The organism is Pseudomonas sp. lyk4-R2A-10, assembly GCF_030209075.1.
GTDB lineage: Bacteria > Pseudomonadota > Gammaproteobacteria > Pseudomonadales > Pseudomonadaceae > Aquipseudomonas > Aquipseudomonas glycinae.
In genome coordinates this window covers 1-23,932 of sequence record NZ_JARVSR010000008.1, presented here as the reverse complement: position 1 = coordinate 23,932, position 23,932 = coordinate 1, and the positions used below count along the sequence as shown (strand labels likewise).

The window sequence follows — 23,932 nt, the reverse complement described above, 5'->3', positions numbered from 1 at the left end:
GATCCAGGCGGGGCTTTTTTATATCTCAAGGTTTTATCAGGACGGCGGGAAAACCAGCGCGTCGGGCACATCGATATCCCACAACACACCCGGATCATCCACCGCGACTTCAATCACCCGCCCTTGGGCGAACAACGGCCGCGCGCCCCGATCACCGGACAATGCCATCAATCCTGCGGCGAACGAGCGACCAAACCCGACCGGATGCCCATAATCACCGTTCAACGTCGGTACGCTGACCGCATCCTCGGCAATCGCCGCCACGACCCGCTCAATACTCGACGGCAGGATGAACGGCATATCCCCCAGCACAATCAGCCAGCCATCGGCATCCGGGCAAGCCGCCACACCCGCCGCGATGCTATCGCCCATTCCCATGGACTCGATCGCGACAATGTCACACCCGTAAGCCTGCGCCATGCGCATCGCCTGCGGTCGCGCCTCGGTCGTTACCAGCACTCGCTGATCAAGGCTCGCCGGCAGATTCACCAGCACCTGCTCGATAACCGAACGCACCGCGCCATCGCGCCCGGTGCAATCGGCCAGCAGCTTGTCCTTGTCGGCGCCCGCCACTTTGCGAAAGCGGCTGCCCTCGCCCGCTGCCAGCACAATCACTCCGATGGATCGGCTCATACACTCTCCACTGTCTTCTTCTGCTTGAGCTCGACACCATTCTTGATCGCGACGATTTCCGCCAACAGCGACAGGGCGATTTCCGCCGGGGAATGGCTGCCAATATGCAAACCGATCGGCCCGTGCAAACGGGCGATGGCCGCTTCTGACAAGCCTAGCTCAGCGAGATTTTCCCGACGCTTGCGGCTGTTGATCCGCGAGCCGAGCGCACCGACGTAGAACGCTTTGGAGTCGAGCGCCGTGAGCAGCGCCATGTCGTCCAGACGTGGATCGTGAGTCAGCGCGACAATCGCCGTGCGCTCATCGGTCTGGATATTCAGCACCGCTTCATCCGGCATGCCGGGGACAAACCGCCCATGCTGCTCTTCCCAGCCATAGACGAATTCGGTGCGCGGATCACAGATCAGCACTTCGAAATCCAGCAGCCGCGCCATCTCGGCCACGTACCGCGACAACTGCCCGGCGCCGATCAACAGCAGGCGCCAGCGCGGGCCGTAAATGGCACGCAAAGTCTGGCCGTCGAAACTCAAGGCGTCGCTCTTGCCGGCCGGTCGCAGCACCACCTCACCAGTGCCGATGTTCAGCTCGCGAGCGACGATTTCGTGGGCTTCGCAGCGATCCAGCAACTCGGCGACCCACGCCGGATCGCCGACTCGCTCCTCAGTCAGGCGCAGAGTACCGCCGCACGGCAGGCCGAAACGCGCCGCCTCTTCCTGCGTCACGCCGTAGGTAATCAACTGCACCGGCGGCCCGTCGGCGGGAATCCGTCCGTCGTGCAGCCGGGCGATCAGATCGTCCTCGACGCAACCGCCGGACACCGAGCCGATCACCACGCCATCTTCGCGCAACGCGAGCATTGCGCCGGGCGCTCGGGGCGCGGTGCCCCAGGTCTGCACCACGCTGAATAACATCACTCGCTGCCCGGCACGACGCCATTCGAGCACACTGCGCAGGACATTCAGATCGGCGCTGTCCATCACGCTTGCGCCTTTTGCCAGCCCTGCAACTGGTAACGCACCGGCAGGTTGCGAATGCGCTGACCGGTAGCGGCGAAGATCGCGTTGCACAGCGCCGGCGCAATCGGCGGCACGCCCGGCTCACCGACACCGCCCAACGGCACCTCGCCCGGCGGCGTCACCAGATGCACCGCAACTTCCTTCGGCGCCAGCGACATACGCGCCACTTCATACATATGGAAGTTGTCTTGCTGCACCTTGCCGTCCTTGAAGCTGATTTCGCCCCACACCGCGTTGCCCAGGCCCATCACACAGGCGCCTTCGAACTGCGAACGGATGCGCTCGGGGTTTATCTGCGGGCCGCAATCCACGGCGATATCGGCCTTGTGCACGATCAGCGTGCCGTCGTCCTTGACCTCGACTTCGATCACCGCCGCCACGTAGGTGACGAAGCTGTAATGCACGGCCAATCCGAGACCACGACCCTTGGGCAGTTGACGACCCCAACCCGCCGCCTTGGCTGCCGTTTCCAGCACGGTGCGCATGCGCCCGGTGTCGATCGGATAACGCTCGGGGGATTCGCCGTAATTCCATTCTTCACTGAGCGTGCGTGGGTCGATCTGCCGATCCGGGCCGAGCAGTTTGATCTGGTACTTGAGCGGATCTTCCTTGGCCTTGTGCGCCAGTTCGTCGACGAAACTCTGGATCGCAAAACCATGGGGAATGTTCGACACCGAGCGATACCAGCCCACCCGCGTATGAACCGTGGCTTCAGGGTTTTCCAGGCGCACGTTGGGAATCGCGTAGGCCATGTTGGTAAAGCCCATGCCCAGTTCGAATGCGGCCTCGTGGTTCATGCCCGGCGCAAACAGCGCGGTGATGCTCGGCGCCACCGTGCGGTGCAACCAGGCAGACGGCAAGCCGTCCTTGCCGACGCCGGCCTTGAGGTATTCGGCGGACACCGTGTGGAAATACGAGTTGTGGATATCGTCTTCCCGGGTCCATTGCACGCGCACTGCCTTGCCAGGGAATTCCTTGGCGAGCACGGCCGCTTCAACGACGAAGTCCGGTTTGGACTTGCGCCCGAAACCACCGCCCAACAGCGTGACATTGAAGGTGACGTTATCGAACGGCAGCCCCAGGCGTTCGGCGATCCGCTCGCGGGTGACCTGCGGCGCCTGGCTCGGTGCCCAGGCCTCGCAGGTGCCATCCTTGTAACGGGCGATGGCGACCATCGGCTCCATCGGTGCCTGGGCCAGATGCGGCAAGTAATAAGAGGCTTCCAGCGTGCTGGCGGCGCTGCCGATGGCTTTGTCGATGTCACCGGTATTGCGCACCACTTTGCCCGGTTTCAGCGAAGCGGCTTCGATCTCTTTGCGATAGGCGACCGAGTCATAAGTGGCGTTCGGGCCATCGTCCCACTCGATCTTCAGCGCTTCACGGCCCTTCAATGCCGCCCAGGTGTTGCTGGCCACCACGGCCACGCCGCCCAATGGCTGGAATTCGGAAGGCAATGGCCGAGGCTCGATCTGGATGACTTTGAGGACGCCCGGCACTTTCAGCGCGGCGCTGTCGTCCACCGATTTGACCTTGCCACCGTACACCGCCGGACGCGCAATCACCGCAAACAGCATGCCGTCGAAATGCACGTCAGCCCCGTAAACCGCGCGACCATTGACGATGTCGGCACCGTCGATGGCTTTGGTACCTTCCTTGCCGATATAGCGGAATTCCGACGGCTGCTTTAGCCGCAGGCTGTCACGGGCCGGCACCGTCAGCGCACTGGCCGCAGCGGCCAGCTCACCGTAACCCAGCTCGCGTCCGGACGGTGTGTGAATGACTTTATGCAGTTGCGCGCGGCATTCGCCGACCGGCACCTTCCACTGGGCGGCGGCCGCTTGTTCCAGCATGGTCCGGGCGGCGGCGCCGCAACGGCGCATCGGTTCGTACCAGTGACGCATGCTGCGCGAGCCGTCAGTGTCCTGGTTGCCGAAGCGCACTTCATCACCCGGCGCCTGCTGAACCTTGACGTGCGCCCAGTCGGCTTCCAGCTCATCGGCAACCACCATGGTCAGGCTGGTGCGCACGCCCTGGCCCATTTCCGAACGGTTACAGACCACGGTCACCGTGCCGTCGGCGGCAATGCTGACGTAGACCTTCGGATCGTCGATCCAGCCGTTGGGCATGCCGTCGGCGCCGAACTGCTTCGATTTGTCTTCGGCCAGCGCATCCTGCCAGCCCCAGCTCGCCGCCAGCACCAACGCCCCGGTGGCGCCGACGCCCTTGAGGAAGCCCCGACGGCTCAGGTTGCTCAGGGCGAAATCGTTCGGTAGACGGCTCATGCCTTGGCCTCCTTCAGGTGAGTGGATGCCTGACGGATCGCGGTCTTGATCCGGTTGTAGGTGCCGCAGCGGCAGATGTTGCCGACCATCGCCTCTTCGATCTGCTCGTCGCTCGGGTTCGGGTTGGTCTTGAGCAACGCGGTGGCGGACATGATCTGCCCGCCCTGGCAGTAACCGCATTGGGCCACGGCGGTGTCGAGCCAGGCTTGCTGGACGATCTGACCGACCGGGTCGGCATGCAGGTTGTCGATGGTGGTCACGTTCTGCCCGACCACCGAACCGATCGGGGTGATGCAACTGCGCGCCGGCGCGCCGTCGATATGAATGGTGCATGCACCGCACAGGCCCATGCCGCAGCCGAACTTGGTGCCGTTGTAGCCAGCGACGTCACGGATCGCCCACAACAGTGGCATGTCCTCGGTGACATCGAGTGGATGATCTTGACCATTGAGTTTCAGGGTAATCATGGGCACGCCCGCATATTCTTGGAGGTTATGGGGTCGAGCCATCTGCCACCGCAGGGACGGTAGTGGTTCGCGCAGATCGGCTCAGGCTAATCAGGCTCTCTTGTACCGACGGGAACGTCTGCACCGGGCCTTTGGTGAAGCAAATGGCTGGTATCGTTAGCTGGCTACGTTAACCCGCGATTAACAAAAAAGCCCTGCACTTTTTTAAATAGTGCAGGGCTTTGGGTCCAGACTTGAAAGCGTAGCCTCAATAGCGATTGGGCTCCATTTCCAGTTCGACATTGAAACGTTCTGCAATGTCTTTCTGGATGCGCTGGGCCAGATCGAGCAATTGCAGCCCGGTCGCCGCGCCGTAGTTGACCAGCACCAGCGCCTGCAATTTATGCACGCCGGCATCGGCCTCGCGGAAACCTTTCCAGCCCGCTCGCTCGATCAACCAGCCGGCCGCCAGTTTCATCTGCCCGTCCGGTTGCGCGTAGGCCACCAGATCCGGGTGCTGCGCCTTGATCTGTGCGACCACGGCCGCCGACACCAGCGGGTTCTTGAAGAAGCTGCCGGCATTGCCGAGCACCGCCGGATCCGGCAGTTTTTCACTGCGGATGCTGCAAATGGCGCGGCTGACATCCGTCGGCGTCGGCTGCTCGATGCCCTGCTCGGTCAGGCGCTGCCGCACCGGGCCGTATTCCAGGTGCAGATGCGCGACTCGATTCAATGCGAAGCGCACTCGCAGGATCAACCAACGACCCGGCTGCTGTTTGAACACGCTGTCGCGGTAGGCGAACCGGCACTCCTCCAGACTGAAGTCACGCAGCTCGCCGGTCTGGCGATCCAGCGCCGTCAGGCCGGCGAACACATCCTTGATCTCGACACCGTAGGCACCGATGTTCTGCATCGGCGCGGCGCCGACAGTGCCGGGGATCAGACTGAGATTCTCCAGCCCGGCAAAACCCTGCGCCAGCGTGTGCTGCACGAACGGGTGCCACGGCTCGCCAGCTTCGGCTTCGATCACCACGCGGTTGCCGTCGTCGCTGATGACGCTGATGCCACGGCTGGCCATGCGCAGCACCAGCGCCGGGATGTCCGCCGTGAGCAACAGATTGCTGCCGCCGCCGATCACCAGCAACGGCACATCATGGGCACTCGCATATGCCAGGGCTTCGCGCACATCGGCGTCGCTGTGGGCTTCGGCAAACAGCTGCGCGCGAACGTCGACGCCGAAGGTATTGAAGGGTTTCAGGGAAACCTGCGGCTGTACCTGCAAACTCATAACCGCCCCTTCACTTCGATCAGCAACTGATCGCAGGCACGCTCGATCAGATCCAGCACCTGCTCGAAACCCTGATCGCCGTCGTAGTACGGATCCGGCACCTCGTCGACCACGCCTGCATAGCGGCGCAGAAACAGGTCCAGCTCGGCCTTGCCGGTGGACGGTTGCAAGGCCTTGAGGTTGCGCAGGTTGCTGTTGTCCATGGCGAGGATCAGGTCGTAACTGGCGAAATCGGCGCGGCTGACCTGCTGCGCGCGTTGCGCCGACAGGTCATAACCGCGCAGCTTGGCCGCAGCCTGACTGCGCTTGTCCGGCGGATTGCCGACGTGCCAGTCACCGGTGCCGGCAGAGGCCACTTCGACCTGATCCGCCAGCCCCGCTTCGCGCAACTTGTGGCGCAAAACGCCTTCGGCGGTGGGCGAACGGCAGATGTTGCCCAGGCACACGAACAGAACGCGCATCAGGCCTCCAGCAGGCGACGGACGCGCTCGAGGTCTTCGGCGGTGTCGACCCCGGTCGGCGGCGCGATCAACGCGTCAGCCACATGAATCCGCACGCCGTGCCACAGGGCACGCAGTTGTTCGAGGGATTCGGTGTTTTCCAGCCAGCACGGGCCCCAGCTCACAAAGTCCTGAAGGAAACCGGCGCGGTAGGCATAGATGCCGATGTGGCGACGATACGGTACGCCTTCCGGCAGCACGTCGCGGCGCTTGGCGAACGCATCGCGAGCCCATGGCAGGGTCGCGCGACTGAAGGTCAGCGCCAGACCGTTGAGGTCGCTGACGACCTTGACCACGTTCGGGTTGAACAAGGTTTCCACGTCTTCGATCGGCTCGGCCAAGGTGGCCATGCGCGCTTCGGTGTGGGCCGCGAGGTTGGCGGCGACCTGATCGATCACGCTCGGCGGGATCAGCGGTTCGTCACCCTGCACGTTGACCACGATGGCATCCGGCTCCAGACCCAGCTTGGCAGCCACTTCAGCCAGACGATCGGTGCCGGAGTTGTGATCTTCACGGGTCAGCACCACTTCGGCGCCGAAGGCCTTGCAGGCCTCGACAATCCGCGCATCGTCGGTCGCCACCACCACACGGCTGGCGCTGCTTTTGCTCGCCTGCTCCCAGACGTGCTGGATCATCGGCTTGCCGGCGATGTCCAGCAGCGGCTTGCCCGGCAGGCGGGTCGAGGCGTAACGCGACGGGATGACAACGGTGAAGGCGGTGGTCATTTATCCAGACGCTCGTCGGTGGTCAGGGTACGGGCTTCGCTTTCCAGCATGACCGGGATGCCGTCGCGGATCGGGTACGCCAGACCGGCGCCCTTGCTGATCAGTTCGGTCTTGTCGGCGCTGAGTTTGAGCGGGCCTTTGCAGACCGGGCAGGCGAGGATATCGAGCAATTTGGTGTCCATGAACATTCCCTGGATAAAAACGGATTAAGGCAAAAGACGATCCGGCAACAGGCGCATCAACTGCGTGTCGAACCAGGCCACGAAGGCCGGCGACGGCACGGCATCGACCGTCAGATACCACCAGTCGTCGGCGGCGAAGGCACGGCACTTCACCGCGTCCTTCTCAGTCATCACCACTGGCAATGACGGCGTGAAACTCAAGGCCTGCACGCTGTATTCGGCGTGGTCGGCAAACGCGTGGGGCACAGGCCGCCAGTCTAGCGCTTCGAGGGTATTGAAGAAACGTTGCGGATTGCCGATCCCGGCTACCGCGTGCACGGCCTGACCGGGCGGAAAATGATCGAGCGGCCGGCGTTCGCCGCTGCGCAGATTGACCAGCGCCGACGGCTTGAGGCGGAAAGCGAATCCGCCGTCGCGGTCCTCAAGGGCGCCGTTGAACAGCACACCGTCAACGCTTTGCAGGCGCTCTGCCGGTTCGCGCAGGGGGCCGGCGGGCAGACAGCGCCGGTTGCCAAGCCCTCGGGCGGCGTCGATCAGCACCAGTTCCAGATCCCGCGCGAGGCGGTAATGCTGCATGCCGTCATCGGACAGGATCAGGTCCAGCGGCTCGCTGTCCAGCAGGGCTCTGACGGCGGCGCTGCGATCGGGGTCGATCATCAGCGGTACGCCGGTGCGCTGCACGATCAGCAGTGGTTCGTCGCCGGCGATGTCGGCAGTCTGATCGGCTTGGACTCGCCATGGCAGTTGCGCCGGTTTGGCGCCGTAACCACGACTGACCACACCGACCCGCAGCCCGTGGCGTCGGCAGTGCTCGATCAACCACAGGATCATCGGCGTCTTGCCGGTGCCGCCAACGGTGATATTGCCAACCACGATCACCGGCACCGGTGACTGATAGATCTCACCTTCGCCGTCGAGAAAACGCTGACGCTTGCCGGCCACGACGCGGCGGTACAGCCACTCCAGCGGCCGCAACAGCGTCAGGGCCGGGTGCCCTTGGTACCACGCGGCGAGCAGACGATCGGACATGGCCATCAGGATTTGGGCGCCGCCTCGACCGTGGTCATGCGCAGATGGCTGAAACCGAGCTTGCCGGCCGCGTCCATGGCGGTGATCACGGATTGGTGCTGAGTCTTGCCGTCAGCACTGATTGACAACGGCATGTTGGTGTCGCCGTTGGCTTCTTTCTGCATGGCTTCCATCAGGGTCGCCAGATCGTTCTTCGGCAGAATCTTGTTGTTCACCGAGAACACGCCTTCGGCGCTGATGGCCACGTCCAGTTGCTTGACCTGCTGATCCTCGGCCGGCGAACCGCTGACCGCTTCCGGCAGATCGACGCGCAACTGGGTTTCGCGGGTGAAGGTGGTGGTCACGACGAAAAACAGCAACAGGATGAACACCACGTCAATCAGCGACGCGAGGTTGATGTCGATGGTTTCCCGGGGCTTGCGACGGAATTTCACGCTTTGCCCCCGGCCAGATCGACGTCACGGTCGCCCTGCACCACTTCCACCAGTTTGATCGCTTCCTGTTCCATGCCCACCACCAGTTCATCGATGCGGCGTTGCAGGAAACGGTGGAAGAACACCGCCGGAATACCGACCATCAGGCCCGCTGCGGTGGTGATCAGGGCCTTGGAAATACCGCCGGCCAGGACCGAAGCGTTGGTGGTCATGCCGGCGCCGGTGAAGGCACTGAAGATGTCGATCATGCCCAGCACCGTACCCAGCAGACCCAGCAGCGGCGACATGGCAGCGATGGTGCCCAGCGCGTTGACGTAGCGTTCCAGCTCGTGGATGACCCGGGCGGCGGCTTCTTCAATGCACTCTTTCATGATCTCTCGACCATGCTTGGAGTTGGCGAGGCCCGCGGCGAGGATTTCACCCAGCGGCGAGTTGGCGCGCAATTCCTTGAGTTTTTCCTTGTTGAGCTGCTTGTCCTTGATCCAGACCCAGACCTGACCCAGCAGATGCTCCGGGGTGACGCGACTGGCGCGCAGGGTCCACAGGCGCTCGGCGACGATCGCCATGGCGGCGATGGAACTCAGAATGATCGGCAACATCATCCAGCCGCCGGATTTGACCAATTCCCACACAGTGACAGCCCCCTCGAAAAAGTGCGCCACTTTACCATACCGGTTCGCGATAAAGACTCGTCGCCCCGACGACCGTGCTCAACGGTACTCCGCCCCCGGCAACGGCGGGTCGCGCCAGAACCGGCGTTGTTGACGCATCGACCGGGCCGGCTGAAACCGCCCCAGTTGCAGATGAATGGCACCCTGCTCGGCGCTGTCATGGATTTGTATGCCCTGTTTGCGGTAGCGGGCGATGACCGTCGGGTGCGGGTGGCCGAACGAATTGCCCTGCCCTCGGGAAATCAGCACGGCCTGTGGCTGCAAAGCCTTGAGCAAGGCCATCGACGAAGAACTGCGGCTGCCATGGTGGGGGGCTTGTAGCCATTGGGTATGAACTGCCAGTGCGCTGTTGAGCAGGTCCCGTTCGGCGGCGCTGTCGATGTCACCGCTCAGCAGCAACCGTTCGCCATTGGCTTCGATCTGCAACACGCAGGAACGCTGGTTGCTGTCATGGGCGTCGGTCCACTGCCATAGATGAAAGGCCACGCCGTCCCACTGCCATTGCCGACCACTTTCACAAGCCTCGGCGTTCAGCGCTTCGGCTAGCCCCGACGGATCGCCGCTGATGACCCGACTGACCGGCAATCCTTTCGCTACGGCGAGTGCGCCACCCGCGTGATCGGCATCGGCATGGCTGAGCAGCATCAGGTCGAGTCGCTCGACGCCCAACTTGTGCAGGGCTGGCAACACCACCCGCTCGCCGACATCGAAATCGCCGAAGCGCGGGCCGCTGTCGTACAGCAAGGCGTGATGGCGCGTGCGGATCAGAATCGCCAGCCCTTGGCCAACATCAAGCTGCCAGACATCCGCCACGCCTTCGGCCAGTCGCTCCCGGGGCGGAAATGCCAGCACCAGCAGCAACGGCCAGCCCAGCGGGCGCAAAGGAACGCCCCGGGGCAGCAATAACAGCACTGCACCGATGCAACCCAGCGCCACGATCCAGCCCGGCATCGATTCTGCAACCCACGCCGGCCAGCGTCCGGCAATCAGGGCCAGCGCCCGGAACAATCCATCGATCAGTCCGCCCGCCAGCCACAGCAGCCCTTCCCCGACATAAGGGATCGGCAGCAGCAATGTGCCCAGCAACGCTGGCGGCAGCACCGCAAAACTGACGCATGGCACCGCCAGCAGATTGGCCAGCGGCCCGCTGAGACTGATCGGCAGGCTCAGCGCCAGCAGCACCGGGCACAAACCAATCGCGATCAGCCACTGCGCGCGCGTCCAGGTCTGCCACCAGCGCCACGGCCCCAGACGGCCGCCGAAGGTGAAGATCAACACAGCCACCGCCACGAACGACAGCCACAACCCCGGGCGCAGGCTGGCCAGCGGATCCATCAGCAACACGCCGTCGAACGCCAACAGCAATGGCCACCATGCACCGAGGTGGCGGAAGCGCAAACGCCACAACAGCACCAGCGCAACCATCACGCAGGCTCGCCGTACCGGCACGTCGAACCCGGCCAGCAGTCCGTAACCCAGCGCCGCCGCGAACGCCAGACCACACGCCCAGGGCAGCCAGGGCCAACGCAACGGCCAGATCCCGACCCGCGCCAGCCCGACGACCAGCGCATACATCAACGCAGCCAACAGCCCGATGTGCTGACCGGAAATCACCAGCAGATGCACGGTGCCGGTGTCCTGCAATATCTGCCAGTCTTCGCGGCCGAGACCCGAACCATCACCGAGGACCAACGCAGCCAGGGCGCCGTTACGTCCCTGGGCATCCACCGCAAGCAGGCGCTGGCGAATACTGTCGCGCCAGGCCCACTGCGCCGGCGCCAGACGCTGGCCATCTTTCACCGTCCCGGTGGCACCGATGCGCTGCGCCAGCAGCCAGGCTTCGTAATCGAACGCATCCGGATTGAGCAGGCCGCCGGGACGCTTGAGCTTGACCGCCAGTCGCCAGCGTTCGCCACTTTTGATCTCAGGCCCGGCGTACCACGCCAGACGCATCAGCGACGGCAGTTTCTCGTGACGCGAGCGCGCATCGGCCAGTTCGAAGCGCACGACGCCCTCGGCATTCTGCGGCAAGCCGACGACCCGTCCTTCCACCCAGCGTGTTTCTCCATCCAGCCGGGAAGGCAGTCGATCATTCAACGCCAACTGCGCGTTGAAACTCGCCCATGTGAATCCAAGCAGTAAAAAAGCCAGTGGATAGCTGCGAAACGGCAGCAGCATCAGCGCCACCCACGGCAACAGCAGCAATAACCCGACCGGCGGCAAGGCCGGTAAAAAAACCGGAGCCAGCAGACCGACCGCCAGCGCCATCATCCCTGTGCGCATAAGCCCGTCCTTGAGAGTCCCACCCTCAGGCATAGCGGTTGCGGGGCAAGGGCGTCGTTATCAATTGTCACAAAGTCTGAATGGGCGGTTCGTAGAATCCAGACATACTTGCCGCCTTAACCGACCGAGAAGCCTTATGCCCCGGCGCTTATTCAAACGTTACATGCCCGACCCGACGAGCATCAGGGAACACAAATCCTTACGCTTTCTCGGTACGTTGCTGCATGACCCGAACCTCTGGCACCTCAACCGTCACTCGGTGGCCCGCGCCATGGCCGTTGGCCTGTTCGCCGCGTTCCTGCCGATTCCCGCGCAAATGCTGGTGGCCGCCGTCCTCGCGATCATGGTGCGCGGCAACATGCCGATTGCCGTCAGTCTGGTCTGGCTGACCAATCCGATCACCATGCCGGCGGTGTTCTTCTGCACGTATCAGGCCGGGGCCTGGCTGATGGATGTGCCCGCCCGCACGCTCCCAGACGAATTGACCTGGGAATGGATCAGCGGCGAGCTCTCGACCGTGTGGCAACCGTTCCTGCTGGGTTCGGTGGTGGTCGGGCTGGCACTGGGCGCCCTCGCCTACTGTCTGGTGATGATGTACTGGCGCTGGTGGGTGGCCCGGCAATGGGCGCGGCGCAAGAAAAGTCGTCAGTCCTGAACGCAAAACGGCCTCCACTGTGGGAGGCCGTTTTTCATTGCAACATCGAAGGGATCAGGTGCGCATTCCGCGCCCGCTCACCAGCAGCCGCGCACAACCGAAATACAGCACCACGGTCGCCACCAGCATGAAGGTGATCGCGATACCGATGCGAATGTCCGACACACCGAGGATGCCGTAACGGAAGGCGTTGACCATATGCAGCACCGGGTTGGCCAGCGACACGGTCTGCCAGAACGGCGGCAGCAAGGTGATCGAATAGAACACGCCACCGAGGTAGGTCAGCGGGGTCAGCACGAAGGTCGGGATGATCGAGATGTCATCGAAGTTGCGCGCAAACACCGCGTTGATGAAACCCAGCAATGAGAAGATCGTTGCCGTCAGCACCACCACCAGCACCGTGACACCGAGGTGGTGTACCTGCAAATGGGTGAAGAACAACGACAGAATCGTCACGATCACACCCACCATCAGGCCTCGCAAGACGCCACCGATCGTGTAACCGATCAGGATCGTGTGCGGCGACACCGGCGACACCATCAGTTCTTCGATGGAGCGCTGGAACTTGCTGCCGAAGAAGCTCGACACCACGTTGCCGTAGGAGTTGGTGATCACCGACATCATGATCAGACCCGGCACGATGTACTCCATGTAGGTGAAGCCACCCATGTCGCCGATCTGCCGGCCGATCAGGTTACCGAAGATCACGAAGTACAAAACCATGGTGATCGCCGGCGGCAGCAGGGTCTGCGGCCAGATCCGGGTGAAGCGTCTGACTTCGCGGTAAACGATGGTGTTGAGGGCAACGAGGTTGGGGCGCAGCTCGGAACTCATACCGCCACCTTCGACAGATTTTTCTCCACCAGGGACACGAACAGCTCCTCGAGGCGATTGGTTTTATTGCGCAGGCTCAGCACTTCGATATTCTGCAGGGCCAGTTGGCCGAACAGCGCGGTAATGCCCACGGACTTGTCGACCTGGACTTCCAGGGTGTGGCCGTCCAGCAGACGCGCTGGATAACCCGCCAGTTGCGGCGCGGCGCTCAGGTCGTTCTTCAGGTCCAGCAGGAAGGTCTCCACATGCAACTGACCGAGCAGCTGACGCATGCTGGTGTTCTCGACAATGGTGCCGTGGTCGATGATGCCGATGTTGCGGCACAACTGCTCAGCCTCTTCCAGATAGTGCGTGGTGAGGATGATGGTGATGCCTTTCTGGTTCAGTTCGGTGAGGAACGTCCACATCGAGCGACGCAGTTCGATGTCGACGCCGGCAGTCGGCTCGTCGAGGATCAGCAGACGCGGTTCATGCACCAGCGCCCGCGCGATCATCAAGCGACGCTTCATGCCGCCGGACAGCGAACGTGACGGCACATCGCGCTTGTCCCACAGGCCGAGCTGGGTCAGGTATTGCTCGGCGCGCTCCTTGGCGATCCTTGCCGGAATGCCGTAGTAACCGGCCTGGGTCACGACGATGTCGAAAGTCTTTTCGAACTGGTTGAAGTTGAACTCCTGGGGCACCACGCCGATGGAGCGCTTGAGCGCCGCCGGGTTCTTGTCCAGGTCGTGGCCGAAGATGTTCACGGTGCCGCTGGTCTTGTTGACCAGGGTCGAGAGAATGCCGATGGTCGTGGATTTGCCGGCGCCGTTGGGGCCGAGCAATGCGAAGAAGTCACCTTCGGCGACGTCCAGATCGATACCACTCAAGGCCTGGAACCCGTTGCCGTAGGTTTTGGTTAGCTGCCGGATGGACAGAGCGGAACTCATATCGGATTTACGCACCCAGTAAGGAAAAAAGGACTGATAAAAAGCCGGCGGCGAGGAAGACAACCGCAGCGCTCGAGCGCAATGGTGCTTGCCGTCGCCGCACAAGTACAGTCAAGTGTGTCGATAGTAGGTATTAAGTCAACGCGGTCATGACGGCTTTCTGATACGCCGGACGCTGCTTCAACCGCGCGTACCAGGCTTCGAGATTGGGCTGTGGCGCGCGTTCGATCGGCATCTCGAACCAGGCATAAATGAAACTGCCGAGCGGGATATCGCCCATGCCGATTTCACTCCCGGACAGATAAGGCTGGTGCTTCAGCGCCTGATCGGCCATCGCCAGCAAGCTGTCGCACTCCTTGATCGCCGCATGGATTGCCGGCCAGTCCTGCTTGTCTGCCGGGGTACGCAAAACGCCCCAGAACACCGTGCGAAACGGCCCTGCGAAACTGGAAGTCGTCCAGTCCATCCACTTGTCGGCGGTGGCGCGGGTCTGCGGATCCGCCGGGTACCACGAGGTATCGGCCGCATGTTTTGCCAGCAGGTAACGCACGATGGCATTCGATTCCCACAACACGAAACCGTCGTCCTGAATCACCGGCACCCGCCCGTTCGGGTTCATCGCCCGATACTCCGGCGTGTCGACCACACCAAACGCGCCACCGGCATCGATGGCCTCGTAGGCCAGCCCGAGCTCTTCGGCCGCCCACAACGGTTTTCTGACATTCGACGAATTCTTGCGACCCCAGATCTTCAGCATGTCCGCCTCTTTTCCAGTAAATGGGCAGGCAGCATACGCCGGATCAGAAGCGGCCGACATCACCACGCATGTCACTGGACAGGGGCGTCTGCTGATCGTTGAACAGGTGCGGATAACATTTCTGCAGATGCTCGAAGAAAAAAGATTCCGGTACATCAGCGAACTGGCCGTGATCGACGAGGTACTCCATCAGCAGCGCGCCATCGCTGTTGTACGGGTGGAAAACGCTGTCGTTCATGCCGTCGAATTCCAGCGGTGCAACGTTGAACATTTCGCAGAGCTTCTGGTTGAACGCGGGTGTGGCTTTGACCCAGCGATCATTGAGAAAAAGCTCGGTATAACCATGCATGGCGAACACTTCGCTTCTCAGCAGTTCAAGCAGACGCGGCGTCGACAGATGATTTTTCACATCCGCCAGGCCGATGCGCGCGGGGATCCCGCAATGGCGCGCGCAACCGGCGAGCAACGTGGCCTTGGGCACGCAATAACTCTCACCCGCCGCCAGCGCGTAGCTGCCGCGCAAGGTCTGCGGGTCGCGGCTGAAGGTGTACATGTTGTAACGCACCGCCTCGCGCACCGCGTAATAAAGACTGATCGCCTGCGCGAGCGGATCGCGACTGGCACCACGGTGCTGCTCGGCGAACTCCACCACCGAGGGGTGGTCACTATCGATGAAGCGGCCGGGGCTCAGATACTCGTGCATGACGACATTCTCCTGATTGAGCCCCGAGTCTAGCGAGAGGTTCAGCACAGAGATAACGACGTTTCGGCCAAACATGCACGTAAAGACGCGGAAGCTGCGAACGATTTCCCACGCGTGTTGCCCACCGAACCTACAAAAGACATCCGGGGTTTCCCACGATTTCAATCACCTTGCTCTGACCGCCCCGTTTTGCAGATGCCGTCTAAGCTCTGGAGGGTCGGTTCGCCCTGGTTCACGGAGGATTAAATATGCTGTTGTTGTGGATACTGGTTCTGATCGTCGGCGTGGCGTATCTGGCCCACCGGCGCATCGCCCCGCTGCCGGCACTGGGTATCGTCGCCGCTTACCTGTTGGCGATGGGGATTTTCAGCCACGCACCGGGCTGGTTGCTGCTGATTTTCTGGGTCGTGCTGGCCCTGGTGGCCGTCCCGCTGCTGTTGCCTGACCTGCGCCGCAAACACTTTACCGCGCCGCTGTTCAGCTGGTTCCAGAAAACCCTGCCACCGATGTCGCAGACCGAACGCGACGCGATCGACGCCGGCACGGTGTGGTGGGACGGCGAACTGTTCAGCGGCCGCCCGGACTGGGACAAGCTGCTGTCCTATCCCAAGGTGCAACTGAGCGAAGAGGAACAGGCGTTCATCGACGGCCCGACCGAAGAACTCTGCGCGATGGTCACCGACTGGCAGATCGGCCAGTCGATGGACTTGCCGGCCGAAGCCTGGACCCACATCAAGGAACACGGTTTCTTCGCCCTGATCATTCCCAAGGAGTTCGGCGGCAAGGGTTTTTCCGCCTACGCCCACTCCCAGGTGGCGATGAAACTGGCGACCCGCAGCGGCGACCTCGCCTCCACCGTGATGGTGCCCAACTCCCTCGGCCCGGCCGAACTGCTGCTGCATTACGGCACCGACGAACAACGCAATCATTACCTGCCACGGCTGGCCCGGGGCGACGATATTCCGTGCTTTGCGCTGACCGGCCCGCTCGCCGGTTCAGACGCGGGCGCCATGCCCGACACCGGGATCATCTGCAAAGGCGTATGGGAAGGCCAGGAAACCCTCGGCCTGCGCCTGAACTGGGAAAAACGCTACATCACCCTCGGCCCGGTCGCGACCTTGCTCGGCCTGGCCTTCAAGGCCTATGACCCGGATCACCTGCTCGGCGACAAAGAAGACCTCGGCATCAGCCTCGCGCTGATCCCGACCGATACTCCCGGCGTGGAAATCGGTCGCCGCCACCTGCCGCTGGGCGCCGCGTTCATGAACGGCCCCAACTCCGGCAAGGACGTGTTCATCCCGCTGGACTACCTCATCGGCGGCCAGGACATGCTCGGCAAAGGCTGGATGATGCTGATGAACTGCCTGTCGGTCGGGCGTTCGATCTCGCTGCCGGCAGTGGGTACCGGCGCGGCCAAGTTCACCAGTCTGGTGACCGGGCAATACGCGCAGATTCGCGAGCAGTTCAACGTGCCACTGTCAGCGTTCGAAGGCATTCAGGAAGCCATGGCGCGGATCGGCGGCAACGCCTGGATGATGGACGCCGCACGGATGCTGACTGCCAATGCGGTGGATCTGGGCGAGAAACCTTCTGTGCTGTCGGCGATCCTCAAATATCACCTCACCGAACGCGGTCGCGAGTGCATCAGCCACGCCATGGACGTGCACGGCGGCAAGGCGATCATCATGGGCCCGAACAACTACCTGGGCCGCAGCTGGAACGGCGCGCCGATCTTCATCACCGTGGAAGGCGCGAACATTCTTTCGCGCAACCTGATGATCTTCGGCCAGGGCGCCATCCGCTGCCATCCGTTCGTGCTCAAGGAAATGGCCCTCGCCGGACGCGAGGACAAGGACCAGGCGCTCAAGGAATTCGATGGCCTGCTGCTCAAGCACATCGGATTTGCCGTGAGCAACGCCGCCAGCACGCTGATGCTGAACCTCGGCTTCGGTCATTTCGAACATGCACCGGGAGACAAGCTCAGCCAAGGTTACTTCCGCGCTCTCAACCGTCAGGCTGCCGCGTTTGCCATGCTCGCCGACCTGAGCATGATGCTGCTGGGTGGCGAGCTGAAACGGCGCGAGCGTTTGTCGGCGCGTCTAGGTGATGTGCTGAGCAACCTGTATCTGGCCTCGGCGGCGCTCAAGCGTTACCACGACCTCGATTCCCCGGCGTACATGGAACCGCTGTTCCGATGGGCCATGGAAGAAAGCCTCGGCCAGTCGGAAAAAGCGCTGGATGAACTGCTGACCAACTTCCCGAACCGAGTCTTTGGCTGCCTGCTGCGCGTGATCGTGTTCCCGTTCGGTCGCCGTCACAAAGGCCCGTCGGACAGACTCGGCGCCGAAGTGGCTGCGGTCATCGGCCGGGCCAAGGGCGATCCGGCGCTGGAAGAACTGCTTGCCGGCTGCTATCGCCCGCAATCGGCCGACGATGCGGTCGGTGCTCTGCAACACGCCTGCGATCAGTTGAACGCTGCGCAACCGCTGCACAAAAAGCTGCACACGTCGCTCAAGAGCGGTCAGGTCAAACCGGTTGCCGGCGAACACGCCATCGATGCCGCACTGGAGGCCGGGGTGTTGCAGGCCGTGGAAGCCCAGACCCTGCGTGATGCCGAAGCGGCGCGGCGCAAGGTGATCGATGTCGATGATTTCGACAAGGAGCAACTGAAACCGGCGGACGGCAAAATCCGCTGATCCCTTCAATCAGTGAAAAACGGGCGCAGGGGCTTTATACTCCCGCGCCCGTTTTGCTCTTGAGGACTTATCTCGTGTCCAACGTCGTTGCCGATCATCTGGTTTTGCTCGACCACCTGCGCAGTATCCTGGTCGCCGTAGGTGAGGCCGATCAGGTTCCCGAAGAAAGCCATGCCCTGTTCCTGGAGCGTTTCGACGAACTGCTGGCATCCCTGCCGATCGAGCCGATCGAAAGCCAATACCTGGGCCAGGACATCCTGACTCAAGTGATTACCCGTTACCCGCAAATTGCCCACCTGATCCCGCGGGATCTGCTGTGGTTCTTCGCCGGCGACTGCCTGCATTACCTGTCCGACGAAGAAATCGACATGTATCAGGCGCTGGAAGAACGCCGCTACGAAGCCGAACAGAACGACGAGCCGTTCGACTGGAACCAGGAAAAACAGCTGCTGGCGATGTCCGCCCAGGACAGCAAGCACTGATTTTCGCCCGATAAAAAAAGGCCCGCACGGTGATCCATGCGGGCCTTTTTTTATCAGGTCAAAGCAACCCTTCACTCTCGGGCAATTCGTACTCGGCCAACGGTTTTGCACCGCCAGACTTTCCCGGTTTGCTCAGGGTCGGCTCTTTCTCCAGGCACTCCACCAGATAGTCAATGAACACCCGCAGCTTCGGCGGCAGATAGCGCGTCGGCGAGTGCAGCAACCACAATCCGCCGTGGTACGAGGCCAGGAATGTCCATTCCGGCAGCACCTGCACGATCAGCCCCTGCTCAAGCGCATAACGCGCGGTGAAATACGGCAGGCTGCCGATACCGATGTGCTGCAACACCGCACCCAGACGCACGCCGGTGTGATTGGCGGCATACCGCCCGCGCACGCCGACAGTGACGGCTTTCGTGCCTTTCTTGAATTTCCAGCGCGCATCGCTCGGGGTTTCGCCCAGGTAAATGCAACTGTGGTTAAGCAAGTCATGGGGATGAGTCGGCGTCCCGTGTTCGGCCAGATACTGCGGCGTCGCGCAGAGCAAATGGTCGATGGTCAACAGTTGTCGTCCCACCAGTCCAGCCGGTGGACGGTCCGTGATGCGAATGGCCAGGTCGACATGGTCGTCGATAAGATCGACCTGGCGGTCCTCCAGCAACAGCTCCACGTCGACCTTCGGATAGCGCCGCAGAAACTCCGGCATGTGCGGATGAATCACGAAGCGCCCAACCGCTTTCGGCACGCTGACCCGCACCAGCCCCTCGGCTTCGTGGGTGAACTGGCCGCTGATCTCCATCACCGACTTCGCCGCGCTGACCATTTCCTGACAGCGTTTGAACACCTCTTCCCCGCCATCGCTCAAGCGCAGTTTGCGCGTGGTGCGTTGCAGCAGCCGCGTGGCCAGCGCCTTCTCCAGCCGGGAAATGCTGCGGCTGACTGCCGATGGCGATGAGCCCAATTGGCGAGCGGCTTCGGAGAAGCTTCCGGTCTCTACGACCTTGACGAAAATCGCCATTTCACCGAGCAGCGGCAGTGGAAGATTTATGCTCACAGCGCAACAGTCCTTTGATGTTTGAACGGATTATCACGTTATTGCACGATTCATATAATTAAAAAAGAAACTTTAATAAGGGCATGGAATATGACGCTTCGCCTCTTTTTCCATAGTGATGACCTCAAGGCCAATGTGGAAGTCCTCGACTGCACGCCCCAAGAGAACGAATTCGCCGTTGTGTTGCGCGCCACACTTTTTCATCCCCAGGGCGGTGGCCAACCCTGTGATACCGGCTGGATTGGCGACAGCCAGGTTCTGCGCGTCGTTCAGGAACCGGACCGGATCATTCATTTCGTCGATCAACCGGTGCCACTGGGCATGACCCAGATTCGCGTCGACGAAGCACGCCGCCGCTTCAACACCCGCATGCACTCTGCCGGGCATTTGATCGGCCACTTTGTCCAGGCCATGGGCTGGATGCCGATCAAGGCCCATCACTGGCCGGACGAGGGCCGGGTGCAATTCAAGCCCGGAGATTCGGCTCAGGAAGTCGATGCACAAGTCGTTCAATACGGCATCGGGCAATGGATCGAACACGATCTGCCACGCCTGACGTCCCTGCGCGAAGGCGCACGGGAAATCGGTTTCGGTGAACTGCCAGCCTATGGCTGCGGTGGCACCCATGTACGCAGCCTGAAGGATCTGGGCACAGTCACGATCGCGTCCCTTTCGCAGAAGAAAGGCACGTTGTCCGTCCACTACAGCGTGGATTGAGGATTTCGGGCGCTGCCAGATGCAGCGTCCGACGCCGGGGGAACCGCGTTCGCCGGTTCCGTTGACTATTCGATAGATGGACCTGAAACCATGATGCTTGACGTCGAGCGTCTCGATGAGACGTGCATAAAAAAACTGGCCAACGAAGAAGTCCTCGCCATCCGCGTCAAGGGCTTTCTGCCCCAGGCGCAGGCGATCCAGATTGGCGACAAGATCCTCGCGCCCGGCTTCGAGGGCTACATCAACGCGCCCAGCATCGGTCGCATCGGCATGGCGTTCTACGAGGCGGAAAACCAGCCGCTGCTGATCGAAGACTACTTCGAGCGCGCCACCAGCAACATCGCCGAACTGCGCAACCGCTGCGCGCCCTATTCGTCACCGGTCGACACCCTGCGTTGCATGCTCGACGAATCCTGGCCGGCGGGTGCCCACCTGGAAAACCTCTACGGTCGCAAGATGTACGTCGGCCTGTCCCGGGTAGTGAAACCGGGGGTGTGCTTCCTCGCCCATCACGACATCTTCGCCAAGGACGCCCCGGAGAGTTTTCAGGCCCGCAGCCTAGAGGCGCAGTTCGCCTGCAACGTCTACCTCAACATGCCAACCGAAGGCGGCGCATTGCAGATGTGGGAAGACGACATTTCCCCGGACCGCTTCGACGAAATGCGCGGCGACAGCTACGGCATCGACCCGGCGCTGCTCGGCCCTCCCGCCCTCGAAGTACGCCCGGAACCGGGGGATTTCATCATGTTCAATTCGCGTCGCATGCACTCGGTCACACCGGGCGTGGCCGATCCGCGCTTGAGCCTTTCGTTTTTTGTCGGCTATCGCGGCAATGCTTCACCCCTGACTTTCTGGAGCTGAAATGACATCGAATTACCTAGGCGAGTTTCTGGCGCTGGCCACCATCCACTTTCTGGCCGTGGTCGCTCCCGGACCGGACTTCGCCGTGACCATACGCCAGAGTGTGCGCTTCGGCCGACTGGTCGGCATCTGCACGGCATTGGGTATCGGCGCGGGAATTTCCGTGCACGTGCTGTACACCCTGCTGGGCGTCGGTGCCTTGATGCACACCACGCCCTGGCTGCTGACCGTCGCCAAAGTGATCGGCGGCGCTTACATTCTTTACCTGGGCGTCAGCCTGATCCGCAGCAAACCCAAGACGGCACTGGAAGGCGAAAAAACCAGCGACGATCCGCTGGTCGAGCAATCGCTGTTCAAGGCGTTCTCCACCGGTTTCCTGACCAACGCCACCAACCCCAAGGCCACGCTGTTTTTCCTGGCGATATTCACCACGATCATCAGCGCCAGCACGCCGCTGCAAATTCAGGCGCTGTACGGGTTGTGGATGTGCGGGGTGAATGCGTTGTGGTTCGTGATCGTCGCGCTGTTCTTTTCCAGCAGCAAAGTGCGCGTGCTGTTCATGCGCATGGGCCACTGGTTCGAGCGCAGCATGGGGGTGATTCTGATCCTGTTTGCCGGGCGCCTGGTGTTGTCGATGTAAGCAGGTTGATCGGAGAAGCCCGATCCAGACAGACCGGACGGGCTTTTTTCGATTCTGCGCCGCTTTTGCATTTCTGTGCGACGCATCCCACTTCGGGGGCTCCCCTATCACTTGCGGGTGGTGTTAGTTTGCGAAACCGTCTGACGCATCGATCAGACACTTCCTACTCACTGCCTGCAAAGGAATGCCCATAGCAATGGACTTTTCACTCAAGCAACTGGCCGCGTCGACGCTGATCCTGGCCAGCCTTTCGTCCGTGACACTGCCAGCCCACGCGAACCTTACCGAGCAGCAGAGCGCGACCATCCTCAAGACATTCAATGAGGCAAAGGTCAGTGACTTCAGAGCGTTTCTCGGTGATCTGGCCAAGAACGACCTGAGCAAGGCCGACGAACTGCGCCCAGCCATCAGCGCTTTCCTCGACAACAAGACGCTGACCGCCGAACAGCAGAACGAAATCCATCGCCTGCTCGGCCTCTACACTCGCGTGAAGTACGGCAAAGCCGCTTTGGAAACCCTGCGTGAACTGGTGGAAATCCCAACCTTCCGCAAGGACGGTGTCGATCAGCACAACAATCCCGAATTCATCAAGATCGCCGGCAAGATCAAGGATCTGGCCGAGTCTTTCGGCTTGAAGTATCGCAACATCGACAACCGCGTTTACGAAATCTCCCTCGACGGCAACGGCAAAGACGTCGTCGGCATCCATGCTCACGCCGACGTGGTGCCGGTAACGCCGGAAAACTGGGTGCTGAAGGACGGCACCAAACTCGACCCGTTCAAGGTCACGCTGATCGGCGACCGCATGTACGGCCGCGGCACCGAGGACGATAAAAACGGCATCGTTGTGACGCTGTACGCCATGAAGGTGATCAAGGAAGAGAAGCTGCCACTGGCGCGCAATTTCAAACTGCTGGTGGACACCACCGAAGAAACCACCGGTGACGCGATTCCCTACTACTTCGAACGCAACCCGACGCCCGAGTACAACCTGGCACTGGACGGCGGCTATCCCGTAGTGATCGCGGAAAAAGGTTACGGCACCGTCATGGCCAAGTTCGCCAAGCGCAACGCCGAGGGCAAAGGCGCGGAAATCACCTCGATGACCGGTGGCCTGGCGACCAACCAGATCCCTTCGGTTTCGGTCGTCACGCTGGTGACCGACAAACCCGCCGACCTGGCGGCCAGCCTGCAAAAGGCCGGCACCGAATACGCCAAGCGCAATGGCGGCGATTTCGAAGTGAACGCCAAGGTCGATGGCAAAGACGTCAAACTCAGCGTCACCGGTGTTTCCGCGCACTCGTCCGAGCCAGAGTCCGGCGTCAACCCGGTCGCCCGCATGCTCGACTTCATCCATAGCGTGGACGGCAAGATCGCCTTCAAGCACAACCACATCACCGACGCTGCGCACTACGCCGCCGACAACTGGGGCTTGGATTACAAGGGCGGCAAGCTGGGCGTCGGTTTCGCCGATGACTTCATGGGCCCGCTGACCACCTCCCTGACCTACGTCGGCATGGACGACAAAACCTTCAAACTCGCGGTCAACCTGCGCGTGCCGAAGGGCAAGTCGCCGGAAGTGCTCAAGAGCGAAATCGCCGACAAACTGGCGGCCTGGAGCAAGAAAAACCATGTCGCGGTGAACTTCGACTACTCGATTGCCGAACCGATGTATCGCAACCCGGAAGGCGAGTGGGTCAAGGCGCTGCTGGCCGTGGCCACCGAAAACCTCGGCATGAAACACGAATTCGGTACCTCGGCCGGCGCCACCTCGGTGCATGAACTGCCCAACGGTGTGCAGTTCGGCCTGGCACGACCTGAGGTCAAGTACACCGGTCACACCGACGGCGAGTTCAAGACCGTTGACCAGTTCCTGCTGGACCTGCAGATCGTCACCGAAATGATGGGACGCATCGGGCAGCTGCCGAAGCTCTGATCGCGTGTCGGGCCCGCCAGATTGGCGGGCCCACAAAAAAAGGACCGCGAGGTCCTTTTCTAGTGCCTGACAAAAAATGCACAAACAAAAACGCCGCTCATTACTGAACGGCGTTTTTGTGAATTTGGAGCGGGAAACGAGACTCGAACTCGCGACCCCGACCTTGGCAAGGTCGTGCT

The 23,932-nt window shown here is 61.8% G+C and carries 24 protein-coding genes; 7 read left to right on the top strand and 17 right to left on the bottom strand.

Translation table 11 applies throughout. From position 1 onward, the window contains the following. Window positions 1–36: 36 nt before the first annotated feature. From QRN46_RS11625 to QRN46_RS11570, 12 genes are all read right to left on the bottom strand, one after another. Window positions 37–633, bottom strand: coding sequence for a nucleotidyltransferase family protein (locus QRN46_RS11625; protein ID WP_201815910.1), 597 nt, complete (start codon window positions 631–633; stop codon window positions 37–39). Beyond that, window positions 630–1,610 carry an XdhC family protein gene (locus tag QRN46_RS11620; protein WP_011335444.1) on the bottom strand — a complete coding sequence of 327 codons (981 nt, stop codon included), beginning with the start codon at window positions 1,608–1,610 and terminating at the stop codon, window positions 630–632. Before QRN46_RS11620 ends, QRN46_RS11625 begins: the two co-directional genes overlap by 4 nt. Continuing rightward, window positions 1,610–3,931 (bottom strand): xanthine dehydrogenase family protein molybdopterin-binding subunit, encoded by a 2,322-nt coding sequence (locus QRN46_RS11615; protein ID WP_285354740.1) that lies wholly within the window; start codon window positions 3,929–3,931, stop codon window positions 1,610–1,612. Before QRN46_RS11615 ends, QRN46_RS11620 begins: the two co-directional genes overlap by 1 nt. Further along, entirely contained in the window at window positions 3,928–4,398 is a 471-nt protein-coding gene (locus QRN46_RS11610; protein WP_039770687.1) for a (2Fe-2S)-binding protein, read from the bottom strand. The genes QRN46_RS11615 and QRN46_RS11610 overlap by 4 nt, the downstream gene beginning before the upstream one ends. Before the next feature lie 247 nt (window positions 4,399–4,645). Continuing rightward, window positions 4,646–5,665, bottom strand: a complete 1,020-nt coding sequence (gene murB / locus QRN46_RS11605; protein WP_285354735.1) for a UDP-N-acetylmuramate dehydrogenase — start codon at window positions 5,663–5,665, stop codon at window positions 4,646–4,648. Beyond that, the gene (locus QRN46_RS11600; protein WP_007950772.1) at window positions 5,662–6,126 is read right to left on the bottom strand and encodes a low molecular weight protein-tyrosine-phosphatase; all 465 of its coding nucleotides are present in this window, start codon (window positions 6,124–6,126) and stop codon (window positions 5,662–5,664) included. The genes murB and QRN46_RS11600 overlap by 4 nt, the downstream gene beginning before the upstream one ends. After that, entirely contained in the window at window positions 6,126–6,890 is a 765-nt protein-coding gene (gene kdsB, locus QRN46_RS11595) for a 3-deoxy-manno-octulosonate cytidylyltransferase (RefSeq protein ID WP_285354733.1), read from the bottom strand. The genes QRN46_RS11600 and kdsB overlap by 1 nt, the downstream gene beginning before the upstream one ends. Then, entirely contained in the window at window positions 6,887–7,072 is a 186-nt protein-coding gene (locus QRN46_RS11590; protein WP_003179363.1) for a Trm112 family protein, read from the bottom strand. The genes kdsB and QRN46_RS11590 overlap by 4 nt, the downstream gene beginning before the upstream one ends. 24 nt (window positions 7,073–7,096) lie before the next feature. Beyond that, window positions 7,097–8,107, bottom strand: coding sequence for a tetraacyldisaccharide 4'-kinase (gene lpxK, locus QRN46_RS11585; RefSeq protein ID WP_285354730.1), 1,011 nt, complete (start codon window positions 8,105–8,107; stop codon window positions 7,097–7,099). Beyond that, entirely contained in the window at window positions 8,107–8,535 is a 429-nt protein-coding gene (gene pocB, locus QRN46_RS11580; RefSeq protein WP_007950767.1) for a flagellar polar localization protein PocB, read from the bottom strand. The genes lpxK and pocB overlap by 1 nt, the downstream gene beginning before the upstream one ends. Further along, the gene (gene pocA, locus QRN46_RS11575) at window positions 8,532–9,167 is read right to left on the bottom strand and encodes a flagellar polar localization protein PocA (RefSeq protein ID WP_011335450.1); all 636 of its coding nucleotides are present in this window, start codon (window positions 9,165–9,167) and stop codon (window positions 8,532–8,534) included. The genes pocB and pocA overlap by 4 nt, the downstream gene beginning before the upstream one ends. Before the next feature lie 78 nt (window positions 9,168–9,245). Continuing rightward, a complete protein-coding gene (locus QRN46_RS11570; RefSeq protein WP_285354725.1) occupies window positions 9,246–11,489 on the bottom strand; it encodes a DNA internalization-related competence protein ComEC/Rec2 in 2,244 nt (747 codons plus the stop codon). A gap of 136 nt (window positions 11,490–11,625) precedes the next feature. Here QRN46_RS11570 and QRN46_RS11565 point away from each other — a divergent pair, with 136 nt between their 5' ends. Continuing rightward, a complete protein-coding gene (locus QRN46_RS11565; RefSeq protein WP_011335452.1) occupies window positions 11,626–12,144 on the top strand; it encodes a DUF2062 domain-containing protein in 519 nt (172 codons plus the stop codon). 54 nt (window positions 12,145–12,198) lie between these two features. Here the strand turns inward: QRN46_RS11565 and QRN46_RS11560 are convergent, their stop codons facing one another. The 4 genes from QRN46_RS11560 to QRN46_RS11545 form a co-directional block, all read right to left on the bottom strand. After that, window positions 12,199–12,978, bottom strand: coding sequence for an ABC transporter permease (locus QRN46_RS11560; RefSeq protein WP_011335453.1), 780 nt, complete (start codon window positions 12,976–12,978; stop codon window positions 12,199–12,201). Further along, window positions 12,975–13,907 (bottom strand): ABC transporter ATP-binding protein, encoded by a 933-nt coding sequence (locus QRN46_RS11555; protein WP_011335454.1) that lies wholly within the window; start codon window positions 13,905–13,907, stop codon window positions 12,975–12,977. The genes QRN46_RS11560 and QRN46_RS11555 overlap by 4 nt, the downstream gene beginning before the upstream one ends. 133 nt (window positions 13,908–14,040) lie before the next feature. Continuing rightward, window positions 14,041–14,664 (bottom strand): glutathione S-transferase family protein, encoded by a 624-nt coding sequence (locus QRN46_RS11550; RefSeq protein WP_041475399.1) that lies wholly within the window; start codon window positions 14,662–14,664, stop codon window positions 14,041–14,043. 43 nt (window positions 14,665–14,707) lie between these two features. Further along, window positions 14,708–15,367 (bottom strand): transglutaminase-like domain-containing protein, encoded by a 660-nt coding sequence (locus tag QRN46_RS11545; protein WP_041475400.1) that lies wholly within the window; start codon window positions 15,365–15,367, stop codon window positions 14,708–14,710. Window positions 15,368–15,615: 248 nt separating this feature from the next. Between QRN46_RS11545 and QRN46_RS11540 the strand changes: the two genes are divergently transcribed. Beyond that, on the top strand, window positions 15,616–18,063 hold the full coding sequence (locus QRN46_RS11540; protein ID WP_285354718.1) for an acyl-CoA dehydrogenase: 2,448 nt from the start codon (window positions 15,616–15,618) through the stop codon (window positions 18,061–18,063). Window positions 18,064–18,137: 74 nt separating this feature from the next. Then, a complete protein-coding gene (locus QRN46_RS11535; RefSeq protein ID WP_007950758.1) occupies window positions 18,138–18,545 on the top strand; it encodes a PA2817 family protein in 408 nt (135 codons plus the stop codon). A gap of 58 nt (window positions 18,546–18,603) precedes the next feature. Here QRN46_RS11535 and QRN46_RS11530 read toward each other — a convergent pair whose 3' ends face one another. Next, the gene (locus tag QRN46_RS11530; RefSeq protein ID WP_011335458.1) at window positions 18,604–19,599 is read right to left on the bottom strand and encodes a LysR family transcriptional regulator; all 996 of its coding nucleotides are present in this window, start codon (window positions 19,597–19,599) and stop codon (window positions 18,604–18,606) included. Window positions 19,600–19,689: 90 nt separating this feature from the next. Between QRN46_RS11530 and QRN46_RS11525 the strand changes: the two genes are divergently transcribed. From QRN46_RS11525 to QRN46_RS11510, 4 genes are all read left to right on the top strand, one after another. Then, a complete protein-coding gene (locus QRN46_RS11525; protein WP_285354715.1) occupies window positions 19,690–20,316 on the top strand; it encodes an alanyl-tRNA editing protein in 627 nt (208 codons plus the stop codon). A 90-nt stretch (window positions 20,317–20,406) separates the two neighbouring features. Beyond that, entirely contained in the window at window positions 20,407–21,177 is a 771-nt protein-coding gene (locus tag QRN46_RS11520; RefSeq protein WP_007952184.1) for a 2OG-Fe(II) oxygenase, read from the top strand. A 1-nt stretch (window position 21,178) separates the two neighbouring features. Further along, window positions 21,179–21,817, top strand: coding sequence for a LysE family translocator (locus tag QRN46_RS11515; protein WP_285354711.1), 639 nt, complete (start codon window positions 21,179–21,181; stop codon window positions 21,815–21,817). 196 nt (window positions 21,818–22,013) lie between these two features. Next, on the top strand, window positions 22,014–23,753 hold the full coding sequence (locus tag QRN46_RS11510) for a dipeptidase (protein ID WP_285354709.1): 1,740 nt from the start codon (window positions 22,014–22,016) through the stop codon (window positions 23,751–23,753). Window positions 23,754–23,932 lie beyond the last annotated feature (179 nt).